This is a genomic window from uncultured Tateyamaria sp. (genome assembly GCF_947497045.1).
GTDB lineage: Bacteria > Pseudomonadota > Alphaproteobacteria > Rhodobacterales > Rhodobacteraceae > Tateyamaria.
Genome location: NZ_CANMEU010000010.1, coordinates 1 through 14,425 on the forward strand (window position 1 = coordinate 1; position 14,425 = coordinate 14,425).

The following is a 14,425-nucleotide window of genomic DNA, read 5'->3' on the forward strand; positions in this document are numbered from 1 at the left end:
TCCAAGGGTTACGATGAGCGAAAGACACTCCCTTAGCAAAACAATGCTGTCTGTCTCAAAGGCCGTGACGGGTTACAGGTCAGCTCTGCGTGAGGTTGGAACTCAACGCCGAGGCCATGCCAAATATGTGACATCAAGGAGATGTCAAAGCCAGCCCCCATAATGATCACATCATCGAAGGCATCGACGATCTTTGTGTCATTGGCCTCACGTTGAGCACCTGTGCCGAACACAGATGGCAATAACAGGGAAAACAGTTCCAGCTGCCGTGACTTTGGATCACCTTGTTGGTTCAACAACCTCTGCAGCTGATCATTCAAAACCCAACTGTCGTAATTGGGGTGGATCAAACGCTGAGCGTAGGGAGCCAACACTGTGTTGACATCGTCTCGGCTTGGGTTTTCAGCAATCGCCGTCAACGCGGTTTTGCTGCCAGCGGCGATTTCAACTCTACAGTATTTGTCACCGTCGGGAACAAAACTCATGTGCTGGGTCAGCAAATGATGGTTCTCCGGGAGGTTCTTTTTGATCGTTGGATCGACCTGTGGGATTTCATCGAAAATGCAGGTCCACTGATATCGCTTGGGCCAATGCAAAAGCTGCAAGAAGGCCACTTCCGTGATCATCAGCAGCTCACCTTGATCCACTTGAGCATCTTCAAGATGCTGCTGGATCAGCGTACCAACGGATATTTTGGAGCGCCTCATATGCAGCAGGTCCGAATGGATCGCAGTTATGGGCAACGGCCAGTTGTTTTCCGCTGCGAACGCCACAGCATCCGCATGGGCTTGATTTATCAACTTGGTTGATTTGAACACCATCACGGTTTTGCGTTGATGGATCATCGCTTCTGTGAGCGACCAACGCAGGGCTCGGTACGTCTTGCCACTGCCCGCGAAGGCATTGACGGTATAAATTGATTTTGGGTGTTTCATCGTTGTTTTCCAATCTCGAATGTCAAAGCTATTTATGGAAAGCCAAGGGATTGGATCGACACATTTAACTTACGGGGAATGGTTCGGGGCAACCCCGTGGGATTGCCCCTTTTGACACTTCGAGATTGTTCTTGGACCAACAATCGGAGCGAGCTCTTTGGCTCACGACTATTTATGCTCTTGGTGCGCTGTATTTTGACAAATACTGCGTGGTTCCGCAGAATCCGAGATGCAACTGGCCGTCAAGCTGGTCGGAAATTCGCACCGAAGGTGCAACTTTAATGCTTATATATAAAGTAGTTTTAGTTACGCCTTTTGGATGGAAATTGCAGCCAAACACGCGAAGCAAGAGCTCAAGAGCCAAACCCAGCTGTTTGGCAGAAGAGCGTCAGCGATGACTGCAACAAACAGCGCAGGTTTGGATTACATCTGTGGCGCTAGCGCAGATGTCTCCTTTGGTGGCAATACTGATCAACAAGCCCTACCGGGCAACACCTGCTACGCAGTTGTCTACCAAATCCAAGTCACCAACACCTCCGGCTTACGCCGTCGGCACGGTTCCATAGATTTGTGGTTTCACCTATTCATCTTTTGGGATGAGCTTCGCTCCAGCAGGTCAAACCCAGCAAGCCAAAAATCAAAGAACCCAATGGAACCGGCGACAACATTGCGCCCAGTTGCAGCAGGCATGACGGCAGTTGCACCTAAGAAGCTTGATTAGATCAAGAAAACCACATCTAGAGCTCAATGAAATCAATGCGTTGTTGTTCAAAAGTTGCATGCCAACACCCAGCTATGCTGAACCAACACTGATGATTTTCGCCGGAAAAACTCTCCAGAACTTCCCTCACGAAAGTTTCTTGGAGTTCTTATCGACCAAGTATCAAAGAACGGCCCAATAAATCGCTACGATGAAAACACCCAAACCAAACAGATACCTCAGTTTGATGGGTTCCTTGCTGAGCAAATGCCAAGCCAACAGCACAAACAGCAGTAGGATCGCACTGATCACCAGCAGCATTGGGACACCGCCGACAAAAAAGGAGGGCTCGAACTGATGTCCAAGCCCTCAGTCGAATGCTTGCTGGAGCCCGTGTCACAGAGAGGTAAAACAGCCCAACAAACACATCTCAGCATCAGCGACCATCGCAATCCCCATATGCGGGATCACCGGTATAGGCGTCACCTTCTTGGGTTTCTGCATTGGTTTCACCACGTTCGCCCACTGCTTGACCAAACCCATCTGGGCTCACTGCTGGGTCTGGGCTTTTGACTTCCTCACAAACAGTTGGCTCGGCAGTGTCTGCCACCGCAGCAGCACCAAACACAGTGAACAGGGCAACCAAAACGGTGAATCTCATATATGTCTCCAACATTAGGGTGAGCGTCACTGGGCGCAAAACATCATGTTTCACACCAAATATCGGCTCATAAATCCGTTATTCCTCACAAGTAACGAAACACCATTGCATGGGCAAGAGCTTTACACGGATTTATAAACCGAGTTATGAGTGATCAACTGAAACGAAACATCGGGTTGCGCGTGAAGGCTGCACGAACCCAAAAGGGTCTCACCCAACCACAGCTGGCGGAAGCCATAGACAAAGCGTTCGAGACCATATCCAACATCGAGCGAGGCAAAACTGCGCCCAACTTTTCCACCCTCTATGACATCGCCAACGTGCTGGGGCTGCCCATGCGGGAGTTTTTCGATGTGGATGATGCTGATATCAGCGATGCACGGCAACGGCTTCTCATGCAGGCAAATTCGATGATCTCTGATATGGATGATCGACAGCTGAACCTACTGCTGAAGTTGGGCCAGGTGCTGCAAGAGGATCAAGGTTAGAACCCGCCTCCACCGACGAAACCGCTCGTACAATCAGTTATTTGTATCCAACCACCAGTAATGGCAGAACCAAGTTGTTCGCGTGTCAATGGATGGTCCTTCGTTACAACGCGAGCGCAATCACCTGCTGCTAACCGTCCAATGACGCTTCCACTTGCTGTGGGTTCATTTCGTATTCGAACAGTTGAGCTAGCAAACAGGTTGTCGCCTACTTCAAGATTTTCATAAGTTGACCGTACTGCAGGATCAATAGGCGACAATCTTCCTTCGCGTGTCAGGGACATATCTGGACCAAGCTCGTAGTAAACATACAGCGATGTCTGTTCGACAATCCTAGGTTCGGGAAGAAGTTGACCCTGTATCCATTCAACAACTCTAAAGACTCTCGATTCTGGTAAGTCTGACCATAGATTTGCTGCAAATAGAAATATCGCCGTTAGCCACGCGAATGGCTTCAGAACCGTGTCAATTACATCAATGATCGGTTTGAGTAGCTTGTATACACGTCTCATGGTTCAACTATCCAAATACAGCCAACTTAGATGCCTTACCGCAATCGGCCGTAGGAATCGAGCTAGTTCTGATGCCGAGATACCCGCCCATAAACCTTGATTTAATCACGTTTCTCGAAAAATAACTGCACTATTTCAATAGGGTAAAAAATCTACGCAAGCGCTGAAACGCAACGCAGCTGAACGTCTTAAGCTGGTAAAAACTCAGTAAAACTTTCCTGACGAAACTTTTTGCAAGAACTTCTCCGCAAAAGAACCTGTTCAGACCAACCAATCCACATGTTTGGATTGCGCATCACAGTTCTCGCAGCGGAAATCATCGTAGCAGCTGTGAAGCGTCCATTCCTGTTGGTTTTCGTCCCAACACGCATATGCATCCCGCAGGACAACGGCGGAACCGCAGGATTTGCATCGTGGCTTGGGCAGTTGATCCGGCTCCACCATTAGTATTCCTCCGCCAGCATGATCGTCAGCACACGGCGCGTTTTGGTTAGGTCCGTTGGATCATCCGAGCCCATGGAATAGTCGTTGTCATACGCGTCGATTTTCCAAAAGCAGGTTTCACCCAAATATTCAAAGGTGCCAAAGTCATGCTCCCCGTGTGGGTCATTGCCTTCGGTGAATACGTTGAACTCGCTGACAATCTGCACGATCTCATCGCCATCCACCTTGTTCCGTGAGAGCAGTTCGATGATACCCGCTGTTAGGAACCGCGTCCCTGGAACGCTGGGATCGCATCGTCGGAACTGGTCGTTCTGCTGGGCCGTAAGTTGAACCGTCGCTGATACCATGTGGACCTCATACTGCGGGGTCCAACTGCGTTATGGCGATATGATTGGGAAAGCGACTGAAGACTTCACATTGCTGGTTACCCAAAAATCATAGATGCTGCCGATAAGGAAACTATTCGAAGTGATGCCGTTGTGATCTCGCGTTTTCATCTGATGAACTTAGGGCTCTATCCCGAGACACTGCCTCCGTGTTTTGTCTCTAAAGATGCAAAACGCGCTTTTCATGGGATAACTGCCGATCTCGACAACAAAAAGTACCACGAAAGAAAAACAGAGTTTGTACGGTACAGCGGCACGAAACATGACGGAAGTCGTCGGTTCTTTGGTACGCCGAACATCATTTCGTACTTTCATATCTCCAGCTTTATTTGGCGTAATTGGCCAAAGTTTGAGGAGAACTATGGTCTGTCCACCTATTCAATAGGCCTCCCCAAAATAATGAACCCCACGGACGAACGTGCGGTTAAGGTGCCATCGTTGTCAGAACTCTCTAAACGCGCATCGAAAAACTTAAAGTATGCTCCGTTTGTGCTGAAAGCAGATATCGCACAGTGTTTTCCAAGCCTTTACACTCATTCGATTGCTTGGGCGGCCCATGGGGTCGAAGCATCGAAGGGCGATACGAATAAAGACTCGGCAGTCAATAGTTTCAACGCATTAGATTTTTTCATACGGAACGGACAAAGAGGCAATACTAGAGGGGTTTTGGTTGGCCCAGATGCTTACCGACTTGTGGCAGAGTTTATCTTGGCCAGGATCGATAACGATTTGGAGCAGAAAGTTGGCGATTTGATCGTTGGTGCAGTTCGACATGTCGATGACTACTACATCGGGCTGCGTTCCGAACATGACGCACAATCAGTCCTATCATCGCTTCGGGAACTGTTGGCTACCTATGAACTTAACCTGAACGACCAGAAGACGAAAATTCAATCAAGTCTGGAGCCGATTAACGATCTGTGGGCGCAGAGACTGCGCGATCATATGAATTTTGGTTCGGGGTTTGGCCCATTACCGATGCTTCGATTACCGTCGTTACACGCGAAGCTGGAGAGGGCAATCACTGAGGCCGTCGACACAGCTCAAGCAGTCGGATCAGACAGCCCGATCAAAATACTCTTCAGGGCTTTCGATGAAAGCAAAATATATCAATCTCCCGATTGGGAATTTGCTGAACAAAACATACAGAGGATTATCCTCAAGCACCCTCATACGATAGACTATGCTTGTTTGTTAGTTGCCAAGCGCAGCGCGTTAGATCTGCAAATGGATAGGGAAGGATGGTCTGCGGTCGCAGGGATAATTGTGAAACGTGGCCTTGCACTAGACCATCACCATGAGGTTTTGTGGATGACTTGGCTGCTTTTGGTTTGCAACATTGACTTACCGTTTGACATGATTGCTGAGCTTTCCAAATCAAGAAACGCGCATATCAGAGCACTGCTTGTACAAGCGTTCGTCGACGAAAAAATCGGGCGGAAACCCAAACTGGCACTGGGAGCACCATTGTCGTCCGTAGATAGCAATTGGTTAGTGAACTTGGTTGCAAAATCCCAAGGCTTCTCAAAAGCTGCGTTTTCCGGATCGAATGCGGAGGAGTTTGAGCACCTGGCTTCGCGTCAAATCAAATTGATTGACTTGAAAGAGCACTCTTCAAAGGTTCGCGAGGAGGGCAAAAGAGCTATCAGCCGCACTCGTTATGGATACGATGACGACGAAGATGATTTTGATCAAGATCCAGAGATGGACGCAGAAGACTTCTTGGCACAGTTCGACGACCACGGGGCTATGTGAAGCTGCTTAAGCCTGTAGTTGACTGTCAGGAATCCTCTTCAGGCTTTGCTCTCCAAACACTATTTCCAGCTTGCTCCGCAATAGGGCGCTTCCAATTAATTGAACGTAAGAAGGAGCTCTGCGGCTTTGCAGCATTCGGATCAAAGAACACGATATTGGCTGCTCGCACATGATTTTCGTTTTTTGACTTTTCTTCGTCGGACCAACCTGACGACCAAAAAGACGTTCGATATGCAACACCGTCAAAACCAGCTTCTTGGAACGCGGAAGCGATCAGCACACACGCACGGTAATGCAAATCTCTACCATCAACCCCAACACTACGTGAAACAAACTCCGCAGTTCGGGCTAGAAGCCATTGTTCCAGCCCTTCTGACGATGGCTCATCTTCTAACAATACACTAAGCGGTTCCCTCCCATGCAAAAGCAATTTGCCGATTTTAGACGGCTTCTGGGTTTTAAAATGGGCTACAGTACATGTGTCAGATGGCAACGCTCTTACCTCGGCCAACGCAACCTCAGGTGTAGTTGAAAGATAAAGAACCGGTGCACGGGGCGCATTGAATCGTCCCAATTGGGTTTTCTCTGCTGGCGGCGCACAAACCTCGTCGCCTCCTAGCGGATAGACGTGAATTCGCCCAGGATCGCTTACGCCATCCTCCTCATAGTCATTTCTTGCTCGGAACAAATCAAATCCTTCTTTCAACGTCTCGAACTGTTCACTATTTAACGTGGCGGAAACGATGCGTTCAGCAAACGATGTCGAAAATCGAAGGTCAGTCATACCACCGCGTAAAAGAGCCTTCTTTAGCTCTTCAATGTCATATTCAGGTGGGATCAACTTAACGGCTCCTCTAATAACTCAATTCCTAATATAAATCAGCGTGCTAGCTTCACAATCCAGCACTTGAAGCACCATAAGCACGGCACGGAGCGTTGCTAGGTGCCTGTGCTAGAACTGTGCTAGGTGCACGGCGCGGCGCTCACAACTAACTGTGCTAACTCATGTTTTTCCGACTGTGCTAACACTGTGATAGGGTATTTTGGGATTTCCAACGGTTTGCGCTGCAATGCAGAAACCCGGCAAGTTACTGTTTTTGCTGATTTAAATGGTGCCCGGGGGCGGAATCGAACCACCGACACGAGGATTTTCAATCCACTGCTCTACCCCTGAGCTACCCGGGCACAAATGAAGGTCAAAGCCTTCTGGGGTGGACGCGTGATAGGACGAAGACACTACGCTGTCCATAGGAAAACAAACAAAAAACCCACAAGCGCAAAATCGTGCGATCAGTGCGTCGTTGGCACCTCATCATCCGGCAAACCTCGGTCCTCTTCCCGTTCGGAAGGGACCGCGTAACCACCGCTCATCCAGCGTGCCAGATCCACATCTGCACAGCGGCGCGAACAGAACGGGCGATAGAGCTTTGCCGTCTCATTCTGGCAGATGGGACATGTCACGACAGCACCTCCGACAGTGGCAAGCGCGCACGTTTGCGTTGCAGCTCGTAGTGCCCCAAAGGCGTCCACCCGGCCAGCACGGTGTCCACATCATCCGCGCGGAACGCGGCGCGCAGGGTGGCTTCAAAACTACGCCGTTCTTTCTTGGGCATGGGAGCAAGATCAAGGGTGATCTGCCCGCCCAGCCCTCGCACGCGCAACGCGGCGGGCAAGGCGCGCGCGCAGGCGATATTGGCGCGCAGACCGGCAGCGAAGGACCCATCTGCGCCGGTGTTCACATCCACGGCCACCAAAGCGCGGGTGGGTTCGACAAACATGCTCATATCGCCGCCCAGAGGCACGCGGGCACCCTGCGCCGCGTCGATGGCATCCAGCACGCCATGGCTTTCAAAGCAGCCCTCGTCCGTCACGATATCGGCTGTATCGACCCAATCGCGCCACGCCAGAACGTGCGGCGCATCGCCGAGGGTCAGCGCCTCGGGGTCCGTGCCCTCATCGCCGACCACCTGCTCGGCCAACGCGCGCATGGCGGCGATATCTTCGGCAACGTCGTCGGGCGCGGCAGTTGCGGCAGCAGAGCGCAGGATCAGGCCCATGTCGCAGCCGTCCATGCTCTCATGGGCCAGTTCCATCAATGTATCGCGCACATCATCGTCCCGGATACGGCGCGACAGGTTCAGGCCCGGCGTATCCGGGGTGACAATCGCATAGCGGCTTTTGAACAGCAGCTTGTGGGTGACCGGGATGGCCTTACCGGGTTCGGCGTAGCCGGTGACCTGTACCTGCAACACTTCGCCCTGCCCGATCCCCTTGACCCCGCGCAGGTAGGCGGACCCGTCCGGGGTTTTCAGAAATATGCCGCCCTGCCCTTTGACCGGGCGATCTGTCACCGCGCGGTAGATCGTGCCGGGGCTTGGCGGGTCACCTTCGATCAGGAGGTCGCTAAGGACCCCGTCCACCATCAGCGCGGCCGCCTCGCGGCCCGCGATGTGGTCCAGCAATATCTGACGTCCCTTCATGCCCATACCTTCATGCCTGCGGCCTGCAAGAGGCCCGCGGTTTCTGCCAAGGGCAGTCCAACGATGCCCGTAAATGACCCACTGATCCACGGAATCAACGCACCGGCGGGGCCTTGTATGCCGTAGCCCCCCGCCTTGCCTTCCCAGTCTCCGGTGGCCAGGTAGGCGGTGATTTCGGCAGCTGACAGATTTTTCATACGTACCGTGCTGACCACGTCGACCTCCCACATTTGGGGTCCTCTGCGCACGGCAACGGCAGTGATGACACGGTGGCGACGGCCCGACATGAGATGCAAAAACGCCGCTGCTTCGTCCGCATCTGCGGGTTTGCCAAGGATGCGGCGACCCAATGCGACGGTCGTATCAGCGCATAGCACGACGTCATCAGCATCCGCGACGACGGCAGCGACCTTTTCGCGAGCCATGCGGGCGCAATACGGGCGTGGCAACTCGGCCCGGGCCGGTGTTTCGTCAATATCGGGCGGGCGCACCGCATCCGGCACCACGCCCAATTGCGCCAGCAACTCAAGGCGGCGCGGGCTTCCTGACCCTAGGACAAAAGCCACGAAACGTGGTTACTTGAAACGGTAGTTGATGCGGCCCTTGGTCAGGTCATAGGGGGTCATCTCGACCTGCACCTTGTCCCCCGCCAGAACGCGGATCCGGTTCTTGCGCATTTTTCCTGCCGTGTGTGCGATGATCTCATGGCCATTTTCAAGCTCGACCCGAAACGTCGCATTGGGCAGGAGTTCCTTTACGACACCGGGAAATTCGAGCGTATCTTCCTTGGCCATGGTCTCTCCTTGATTACACAGGCCCGCGCGGATGCGGACGCGCCACTAAATGCGCCTGTCGTCCCCATAATTCAAGGGCTAATCAGGTCAAAGACGTCACGATTGCCCGATCATCGCGCCCCATTTGGGCATGCCAGTCCCGCCGATTCAACACGCCCCCATTGGCGCGCACATGGGCAATGGCGGTAAGATCGACGTCGCCGTAGACCCAGCCGGGCGTGTTCATCTGCCCAAGTGCGATGACCCCAGTGTCGGGAAACCCCACATCCGGCGGGCCAAAAATGCCCCCTGCACCGACGGATATGTCGACCGCTTCGGACCACGATGCGGTGCCAACGACCGACGCCATCACCGTCACACACTGGTTTTCCAGCGTACGGGCTTGCGCGCCGATGCGCACCCGGGAATAGCCTGTCAACGCTTCGGTCACCGAAGGGACAAGGATCAGGTCCGCATCCATCAGCGCGCGCCCCAAAAGCGGAAATTCACTGTCATAACAGATTAGTATGCCGATCTTGCCCAGGGCGGTTTCGAAAACCTGCAAGGGACCACCCGGCACCACATCCCATGTTTCGGCCTCGAACCGGGTCATAATCTGTTTGTCCTGCACCCCCACAGACCCACCCGGCGCAAAGAGGCGGGCGCGGTTGACGGGGCGGGTCACACCCTTGGGCAGTGCGGTCGTTGCAGGGCCGGAACCGGCCAGAATATGCACACCGAATTGATCGGCCAAATGGGCGTGCAGCGCATCCGCATCGCCAAGCCGGTCAGCCACCGCATGCAAAGACGCCTCAAGATCAGCCGCAACATCAAGGCCCGCAAGCGTCGCCAACTCCATTGCGCCATATTCGGGAAACACCAACAGGTGCGCACCATAATCCGCCGCCTCGGCCACCCAGCGAGTCAATTTATCCTCATATGCGGCCCAATCGGGCAGCACATCCAACGGGTAGGCGGCGGTTGCGATCTTCATTGGCGCACAGTGCCAGAGCGTCCAAGGACAAGACAAGAGCGCAAGCTATCATCGCAAAACCCGAATCTTGCACGCGCATGACCGCTTTATTTCCTAAAAGAGCCGGGATATGAATTTGCCAAACCAAAATCTAAATCCAAGGACCCCGCATGCTGAGCAAAGGCGTCACCCTCCGTGGTCTTGAAGTGTTCGAAGCCCTTGCTGCCACCGGGTCCGTCGCACAGGCAGCCAATGTGACAGGGTTGAGCCAGCCCGCCGTCAGCCAGCAGTTGCGTAATCTTGAGACGGCACTGGCCACAGATCTGATCGACCATGGCAAGCGCCCCATGCGACTGACGCCCGCGGGCCACAGCTTTCTTGCGCGGGCCGAGGCGGCGTTGTCGCAATTGCGGCTGGCCCAATCGGAATTGACCGTCATGGATCTGGCGCATCTGTCAGCCCTGTCCATCGGCGTGATTGACGATTTCGAGAATGACCTGACGCCCCGTCTGGTCACGATCCTGGCGGACAGCCTGACACGCTGCAAATTCACGCTGGCCACGGCCCCCAGCCATGAAATCCTGCAATCCATCGCGGACAAACGGCTGCACATCGCGATCTCTGCCAGTGACGGGGCGATGCGCGACGGGGTGCTGGAATACCCGCTGGCGCGCGATCCGTTTATCCTTGTGGCCCCCAAGGGGATGATTGACCCTGAAAACCCGATGGCGCGGCTGCATGATCTGCCCTTGTTGCGCTACGAGCGGGATCAGTTGATCTCGCGCCAGATCGAGGCGCATCTGGCGCGCCAAAAGCTCGACTTGGTCGACCGATTCGAGATCGGCAGCCATTTGGCTCTGATGGCCATGGTGGCCCGTCGGATCGGGTGGAGCGTCACCACCCCGCTTGGCTTCATGCGCGCAGGCCGCTTCCATGATCAGGTTGAGGCGTTTCCGCTGCCCTTCAAGCCATTTTCGCGTACGATATCGCTCTATGCCAGTGCGGATTGGGCGGGCAACGTGCCCACCGATGTGGCCCAGACCATGCGCAGGCTGATGCAGACGCACATGATCGAACCCGCACTCAGCCAGTTGCCATGGCTGGCGGGCGAATTGCGCCTGCTTGACAGCTAGGGTTGCGTCCGGGTGCGGCTCTGCCCCTCGCGTAGCATGGACCAGTGCAGCCGCAGGCTTGGCAAAAACAAAAACACGAAGCCGAAGGTGACAAACAGCACCAGCATCACAGGCACCCAGATCACGCTGAAGACGACGCCAAACGCCCCGGCGACTTGCAGGGCGCGCCCGTCAGGAAGGGCGCGCGACAAGGCAAAAAAAGCCAGCTTGCCCCCATCCAAAGGCTGCACCGGCATCATGTTGAGAATGAACAGCATCAGGTTCAATTCGGCTGCAAACCACAGCCACGCAGCCAGCTGGAACTGATTGCCAGCGCCGGGCGTGGGTTGGGTGGCCCAGATCACTTCGGCCAGCAGCGACAGGACCGCCCACAGGGTAAGGTTCACCAAAGGCCCCATGACGGTGATGAATTCGGACGGGCGCGCAGGGACGGCTGCGTGCAGACATGTCCCGCCCGCGCCATGCAACGTGATCCGTGAGACGCGAACCCCCTGCACCAGCGCGCCCCAGGCGTGGCCCAATTCGTGCAGCAAGATCGATCCCACCAGAATGGCCGCAATGATCACACCATCGATCATCGCCGCGGCCCCGCCGCCCGCATGGACGCCAATGATCAGGAACAAGAGGAACAGGATCGAGGGTTGCACCTCGATCGGGACACCCCAGGGTCCGCGCAGCCGCAGAATTGACGTTTCGATTTGGTGCATGCGATCTTGCCTCTGGGGTGCTCTCGGGGTCACATGACGATCTAGCAAACAATCAAAGCGAGAATATGGCACATCCTTCTATCGTGATCCTCACCGGCGCTGGTATATCGGCGGAAAGCGGGCTTGGCACCTTTCGCGATGAAGGTGGGCTGTGGGCGCAGCACCGCATCGAAGATGTCGCCACCCCCGAAGGCTTTGCGCGCAACCCGCAACTGGTGGTCGATTTCTACAACGCGCGGCGCGCGCAGGCCGCAACCGCAACGCCGAATGCGGGCCATGTTGCGTTGGCGCGCTTGCAGGCCGAACATCAGGGCGATGTCACGCTGGTGACGCAAAACGTGGATGATCTGCATGAAAAGGCGGGCAGTTCGGACGTGATCCACATGCACGGGGCGCTGAATTCGGCGCTATGCAGGGCCTGCGATCATCGCTGGCCTGCACCTCTTGAGATGCGTGTGGGCGGGGTTTGTCCCTCTTGCGCCGCTCCTCGTGCCCGCCCCGACATCGTCTGGTTCGGCGAAATTCCCTATCACATGGAGCGGATCGAACGGGCTCTTGCCGCCGCTGACATTTTTGCCGCAATCGGCACGTCGGGCAATGTCTATCCGGCGGCTGGTTTCGTGCAGATGGCCACCCATATCGGGGCTAAAACCGTCGAGATGAATCTTGATCCGGGTGAGACGGTCGCCTTGTTCGAAGACACCCGCCCGGGCAAGGCCTCGCAAACCGTTCCGGCCTGGGTTGACGAGATTTTAGGCTAGGATGGCGGAGGACACCTCCGCCTTACGTGGCAGAGGTGTCGTTTGTGAAGGGGCTCTGCCCCCGGCCTTGCGGCCTCCCCCGAGGTATTTCTGGCGAAAGGAAGGGGACGGGTGTCAGGCGCGGACGTGCCGCGCCTGAACATCGTTTACTTGGCTGTGATACGCCCGTCTGTGTAGGGCGTGAACGGGCCCTGCTCGGCCAGGTATTCAGCCGTCACATCCGCCAGATCGGGGCCAAAATCATAGGCATTGGCCGCATCCTTGAACATCGCATAGCCGTCACCGCCGTTGCGGACGTAGTTGTTGGACACCACGCCATAGACCTTGGCCTTGTCGATGGGCGCACCGCCCACCATCACATCGCTGATCCGCTCACCTGCCGGTTTGGACGCGTCAAAGGCATAGCTCATGCCCGCCACTTGCGGGAACCGGCCTGCGCCATCCTCGATCTGACCAACCCCGTTTTCGAGCGCGGCAACGATGGCTTCACCCGACACCTCGAACGTCGACAGCGTATTCTGGAACGGCAGCACGGTCAGCACTTCGCCCATGGTCACCGGGCCTGCATCGATAGAAGCACGGATGCCCCCACCGTTCTGGATCGCGATTTCAACGCCTTGATCGGCCACCCGCGCCAGCATCGCATCCGCAATCAGAGAGCCCATGGCACATTCCTGCGCCCGGCATGTGTCACGTCCGCCTTCGATCACATCGGCGGCTTCAGCAACCACACGGGTCTTCATCTCTTCGATGGGCGCGCCCATTTCCGCGATGCGCGCAAGGAACGCCTCATCCGGGGTGACGGATGCGTCCAGCACAATCGGATCACCCGAGGCTGCCGTGATATTGCCCTCATCATCAAAGGTGACGCTCAGGTGGCCCAGATATTTGGTATAGGCATAGGCTTGGGCGACAGGTGTGCCATCGACCATGGTCGGGTAAGCTGGCGTGCCCTCGTCATCATTACTCATGTAGGTATGGCTGTGCCCGCCGATCACCACGTCAATAGCCGGAACCGCCGCCGCAATGTCGAGGTCCTTGTTCAGGCCCACGTGGTTGAGGGCGATGATGATATCAACGCCTTCGGCCTCAAGGGTTGCTGCATCCTGGGCCAGTGCCTCGATTTCGTCCTGGAACACCACGTTCTCGCCCGGGCTTGAGGTTTCGACCGTGTCCGTGGCCAGTGCCGAGATGATACCGATTTTCTTGCCACCGACCTCAAGTACGACGTGATCGTCGACCTTGCCGTTCAGCAACGCTTCGCCCGAGAGATCCAGATTGCCCGAAATCACCGGAAAGCTGACGGTATCGACAAAATCGGCCAGCCCCTTTGGCCCATCGTCAAATTCGTGGTTGCCGACGGCCATGGCGTCATAGCCCATCTGTTCCATGAACTCGGCCTCGGCGGCCCCTTTGTAGGTGGTGTAAAACAGCGATCCCTGGAACGGATCACCCGCATCCAGCACGATCACGTTTTGATTGTCCAAGGCGGCGCGTTTGGTATCAAGTGCGGATTTGACGCGGGCAATCCCGCCAAAGCATTCACCCTCGGCTTCGCCTTCGGCATTGCAGGTCGAATCGTATTTGTTGATCGATTCAATCCGGCTGTGCATGTCGTTGGTGTGCAGAATATTCAGCGTGTATTCGGCAGATGCCATACCTGCGCTGATCGCAAGTGCTGCCGCGCTAAGCAAAAGACGGTTCATGGAAGTCTCCC

The 14,425-nt window shown here is 55.1% G+C and carries 17 protein-coding genes and 1 tRNA gene; 5 read left to right on the forward strand and 13 right to left on the reverse strand.

Annotated elements, in window-relative coordinates:
- Positions 1 to 32: 32 nt before the first annotated feature.
- The gene (locus tag Q0859_RS16950; protein WP_299153403.1) at positions 33 to 935 is read right to left on the reverse strand and encodes a hypothetical protein; all 903 of its coding nucleotides are present in this window, start codon (positions 933 to 935) and stop codon (positions 33 to 35) included.
- Positions 936 to 1,254: 319 nt separating this feature from the next.
- Between Q0859_RS16950 and Q0859_RS16955 the strand changes: the two genes are divergently transcribed.
- Positions 1,255 to 1,656 (forward strand): hypothetical protein, encoded by a 402-nt coding sequence (locus tag Q0859_RS16955; RefSeq protein ID WP_299153405.1) that lies wholly within the window; start codon positions 1,255 to 1,257, stop codon positions 1,654 to 1,656.
- 162 nt (positions 1,657 to 1,818) lie between these two features.
- On the opposite strand, the gene Q0859_RS16960 is transcribed toward Q0859_RS16955, so the two are convergent.
- Together Q0859_RS16960 and Q0859_RS16965 are read right to left on the reverse strand one after the other, a co-directional pair.
- Positions 1,819 to 1,956 carry a hypothetical protein gene (locus Q0859_RS16960; RefSeq protein WP_299153407.1) on the reverse strand — a complete coding sequence of 46 codons (138 nt, stop codon included), beginning with the start codon at positions 1,954 to 1,956 and terminating at the stop codon, positions 1,819 to 1,821.
- Positions 1,957 to 2,071: 115 nt separating this feature from the next.
- Positions 2,072 to 2,296, reverse strand: coding sequence for a hypothetical protein (locus tag Q0859_RS16965; protein WP_299153409.1), 225 nt, complete (start codon positions 2,294 to 2,296; stop codon positions 2,072 to 2,074).
- Positions 2,297 to 2,442: 146 nt separating this feature from the next.
- Between Q0859_RS16965 and Q0859_RS16970 the strand changes: the two genes are divergently transcribed.
- Positions 2,443 to 2,784 (forward strand): helix-turn-helix transcriptional regulator, encoded by a 342-nt coding sequence (locus tag Q0859_RS16970; RefSeq protein WP_299153412.1) that lies wholly within the window; start codon positions 2,443 to 2,445, stop codon positions 2,782 to 2,784.
- A 955-nt stretch (positions 2,785 to 3,739) separates the two neighbouring features.
- Here Q0859_RS16970 and Q0859_RS16975 read toward each other — a convergent pair.
- A complete protein-coding gene (locus Q0859_RS16975; protein ID WP_299153415.1) occupies positions 3,740 to 4,087 on the reverse strand; it encodes a DUF3768 domain-containing protein in 348 nt (115 codons plus the stop codon).
- Positions 4,088 to 4,240: 153 nt separating this feature from the next.
- On the opposite strand from Q0859_RS16975, the gene Q0859_RS16980 reads away from it, so the two are divergent.
- Complete coding sequence (locus tag Q0859_RS16980; RefSeq protein ID WP_299153417.1) at positions 4,241 to 5,881, forward strand: RNA-directed DNA polymerase; 1,641 nt, start codon at positions 4,241 to 4,243, stop codon at positions 5,879 to 5,881.
- A gap of 25 nt (positions 5,882 to 5,906) precedes the next feature.
- On the opposite strand, the gene Q0859_RS16985 is transcribed toward Q0859_RS16980, so the two are convergent.
- The 7 genes from Q0859_RS16985 to Q0859_RS17015 all read right to left on the reverse strand — a co-directional run bounded on the left by Q0859_RS16985 (position 5,907) and on the right by Q0859_RS17015 (position 10,128).
- Positions 5,907 to 6,722, reverse strand: coding sequence for an RES family NAD+ phosphorylase (locus Q0859_RS16985; protein ID WP_299153420.1), 816 nt, complete (start codon positions 6,720 to 6,722; stop codon positions 5,907 to 5,909).
- Positions 6,723 to 6,991: 269 nt separating this feature from the next.
- Positions 6,992 to 7,066, reverse strand: a tRNA-Phe gene (locus Q0859_RS16990).
- A gap of 105 nt (positions 7,067 to 7,171) precedes the next feature.
- On the reverse strand, positions 7,172 to 7,342 hold the full coding sequence (yacG, locus tag Q0859_RS16995; protein ID WP_299153422.1) for a DNA gyrase inhibitor YacG: 171 nt from the start codon (positions 7,340 to 7,342) through the stop codon (positions 7,172 to 7,174).
- Complete coding sequence (locus Q0859_RS17000) at positions 7,339 to 8,361, reverse strand: ribonuclease E/G (RefSeq protein WP_299153424.1); 1,023 nt, start codon at positions 8,359 to 8,361, stop codon at positions 7,339 to 7,341. The genes yacG and Q0859_RS17000 overlap by 4 nt, the downstream gene beginning before the upstream one ends.
- Complete coding sequence (locus Q0859_RS17005; RefSeq protein WP_299153426.1) at positions 8,358 to 8,927, reverse strand: Maf family protein; 570 nt, start codon at positions 8,925 to 8,927, stop codon at positions 8,358 to 8,360. Before Q0859_RS17005 ends, Q0859_RS17000 begins: the two co-directional genes overlap by 4 nt.
- A gap of 9 nt (positions 8,928 to 8,936) precedes the next feature.
- Positions 8,937 to 9,155, reverse strand: a complete 219-nt coding sequence (gene infA, locus Q0859_RS17010; RefSeq protein WP_005978431.1) for a translation initiation factor IF-1 — start codon at positions 9,153 to 9,155, stop codon at positions 8,937 to 8,939.
- Positions 9,156 to 9,237: 82 nt separating this feature from the next.
- On the reverse strand, positions 9,238 to 10,128 hold the full coding sequence (locus tag Q0859_RS17015; RefSeq protein ID WP_299153428.1) for a carbon-nitrogen hydrolase family protein: 891 nt from the start codon (positions 10,126 to 10,128) through the stop codon (positions 9,238 to 9,240).
- Between the two features lie 149 nt (positions 10,129 to 10,277).
- Here Q0859_RS17015 and Q0859_RS17020 point away from each other — a divergent pair, with 149 nt between their 5' ends.
- Positions 10,278 to 11,240 (forward strand): LysR family transcriptional regulator, encoded by a 963-nt coding sequence (locus Q0859_RS17020; protein ID WP_299153429.1) that lies wholly within the window; start codon positions 10,278 to 10,280, stop codon positions 11,238 to 11,240.
- On the opposite strand, the gene Q0859_RS17025 is transcribed toward Q0859_RS17020, so the two are convergent.
- Positions 11,237 to 11,947 (reverse strand): site-2 protease family protein, encoded by a 711-nt coding sequence (locus Q0859_RS17025; protein ID WP_299153432.1) that lies wholly within the window; start codon positions 11,945 to 11,947, stop codon positions 11,237 to 11,239. The genes Q0859_RS17020 and Q0859_RS17025 overlap by 4 nt on opposite strands.
- Before the next feature lie 65 nt (positions 11,948 to 12,012).
- Here Q0859_RS17025 and Q0859_RS17030 point away from each other — a divergent pair, with 65 nt between their 5' ends.
- A complete protein-coding gene (locus Q0859_RS17030; RefSeq protein WP_299153434.1) occupies positions 12,013 to 12,708 on the forward strand; it encodes an NAD-dependent deacylase in 696 nt (231 codons plus the stop codon).
- Between the two features lie 146 nt (positions 12,709 to 12,854).
- Here Q0859_RS17030 and Q0859_RS17035 read toward each other — a convergent pair whose 3' ends face one another.
- Positions 12,855 to 14,414, reverse strand: a complete 1,560-nt coding sequence (locus tag Q0859_RS17035; RefSeq protein ID WP_299153436.1) for a 5'-nucleotidase C-terminal domain-containing protein — start codon at positions 14,412 to 14,414, stop codon at positions 12,855 to 12,857.
- Positions 14,415 to 14,425: the final 11 nt, after the last annotated feature.

Excerpts from the sequence above, each read along its gene's own strand:
- Q0859_RS16950 (WP_299153403.1), bottom strand. The coding sequence starts at position 935 with ATGAAACACCCAAAATCAATTTATACCGTCAATGCCTTCGCGGGCAGT.
- Q0859_RS16955 (WP_299153405.1), top strand. The coding sequence starts at position 1,255 with ATGGAAATTGCAGCCAAACACGCGAAGCAAGAGCTCAAGAGCCAAACC.
- Q0859_RS16960 (WP_299153407.1), bottom strand. The coding sequence starts at position 1,956 with ATGCTGCTGGTGATCAGTGCGATCCTACTGCTGTTTGTGCTGTTGGCT.
- Q0859_RS16965 (WP_299153409.1), bottom strand. The coding sequence starts at position 2,296 with ATGAGATTCACCGTTTTGGTTGCCCTGTTCACTGTGTTTGGTGCTGCT.
- Q0859_RS16970 (WP_299153412.1), top strand. The coding sequence starts at position 2,443 with ATGAGTGATCAACTGAAACGAAACATCGGGTTGCGCGTGAAGGCTGCA.
- Q0859_RS16975 (WP_299153415.1), bottom strand. The coding sequence starts at position 4,087 with ATGGTATCAGCGACGGTTCAACTTACGGCCCAGCAGAACGACCAGTTC.
- Q0859_RS16980 (WP_299153417.1), top strand. The coding sequence starts at position 4,241 with ATGAACTTAGGGCTCTATCCCGAGACACTGCCTCCGTGTTTTGTCTCT.
- Q0859_RS17000 (WP_299153424.1), bottom strand. The coding sequence starts at position 8,361 with ATGAAGGGACGTCAGATATTGCTGGACCACATCGCGGGCCGCGAGGCG.
- infA (WP_005978431.1), bottom strand. The coding sequence starts at position 9,155 with ATGGCCAAGGAAGATACGCTCGAATTTCCCGGTGTCGTAAAGGAACTC.
- Q0859_RS17015 (WP_299153428.1), bottom strand. The coding sequence starts at position 10,128 with ATGAAGATCGCAACCGCCGCCTACCCGTTGGATGTGCTGCCCGATTGG.
- Q0859_RS17020 (WP_299153429.1), top strand. The coding sequence starts at position 10,278 with ATGCTGAGCAAAGGCGTCACCCTCCGTGGTCTTGAAGTGTTCGAAGCC.
- Q0859_RS17025 (WP_299153432.1), bottom strand. The coding sequence starts at position 11,947 with ATGCACCAAATCGAAACGTCAATTCTGCGGCTGCGCGGACCCTGGGGT.
- Q0859_RS17030 (WP_299153434.1), top strand. The coding sequence starts at position 12,013 with ATGGCACATCCTTCTATCGTGATCCTCACCGGCGCTGGTATATCGGCG.
- Q0859_RS17035 (WP_299153436.1), bottom strand. The coding sequence starts at position 14,414 with ATGAACCGTCTTTTGCTTAGCGCGGCAGCACTTGCGATCAGCGCAGGT.